The organism is Microbacterium sp. 05T445 (assembly GCF_056395865.1).
This window is the reverse complement of record NZ_JBFTKJ010000003.1, coordinates 1-1,099: the sequence shown is the minus strand read 5'-3', so window position 1 is coordinate 1,099 and position 1,099 is coordinate 1. Positions and strand designations below refer to the sequence as shown.

Here is a 1,099-nt window from a genome sequence, read left to right as displayed (position 1 = left end):
TGGCGCGCGTGACTGTTTGGCGTGAAACACCTGCGGCGGCCGCTACGTCGAGGATTGTTGCCGGCTTTGCCGGGCGTCCAGAGGATGTAGGGCTCATGGAGTGTAAGTCTAGAGCCGACGCCGGAGAAGCGTCGCCGGAGAAGCTGCTGGACGTGCGGGAGGGTCCCTTGTTTCCGTGCAGGAACTGCGAGAGCGTGCCGGAGAGGGTGCAGGAACTGAGAGAGCGTTGGTTGGTTTCCTGCAGGAACTGCGAGAGCGTGGGTGTGGGGCGGGGTTTAACTGCGGGAGGACCCCCAACGTGGTTGGGGGTCCTCGACCTAATGGTTGTCCGGCGGTGACCTACTCTCCCACACCCTCCCGGGTGCAGTACCATCGGCGCTGTGGGTCTTAGCTTCCGGGTTCGGAATGGGACCGGGCGTTTCCCCCACGCTATGACCGCCGTAACCCTTGTACCCGAACCCCCTGGGGGGGTTGGGAAATCTGGTGGTTACAACTTCCTGTGCCGTTCCTCTGTTTCGAGGGCGGGCCCAGGGTGTGGTGTTGTTATTTTGTTGTTGGTTCTCAAGCAACGGGTTTGTTGGTTGGGAACCACATAGTGGACGCGGGCAGTCTTGTTATCTTCGTACCATTGTGGGTGTGAACGTCTTTTGAATCCGTTCACCAATGGTGTGTGGTGTAAGTTATCGGCCTATTAGTACCGGTCAGCTTCACGAGTCGTTAGTCCTCGCTTCCACATCTGGCCTATCAACCCAGTAGTCTGGCTGGGAGCCTCTCACACACAAGGTGTATGGAAGTCTCATCTTGAGGCCGGCTTCCCGCTTAGATGCTTTCAGCGGTTATCCATCCCGAACGTAGCTAACCAGCGGTGCACTTGGCAGTACAACTGGCACACCAGAGGTTCGTCCAACCCGGTCCTCTCGTACTAGGGTCAGATCCTCTCAAACTTCCTACGCGCGCAGCGGATAGGGACCGAACTGTCTCACGACGTTCTAAACCCAGCTCGCGTACCGCTTTAATGGGCGAACAGCCCAACCCTTGGGACCTACTCCAGCCCCAGGATGCGACGAGCCGACATCGAGGTGCCAAACCATGCCGTCGA

The 1,099-nt window shown here is 58.6% G+C and carries 2 rRNA genes; both read right to left on the bottom strand.

The window, feature by feature from the left end:
* Positions 1-326 precede the first annotated feature (326 nt).
* Positions 327-443: ribosomal RNA gene (gene rrf, locus AC1DDU_RS18800) — 5S ribosomal RNA — on the bottom strand.
* Positions 444-670: 227 nt separating this feature from the next.
* Positions 671-1,099: ribosomal RNA gene (locus AC1DDU_RS18795) — 23S ribosomal RNA — on the bottom strand; the annotation flags it as partial.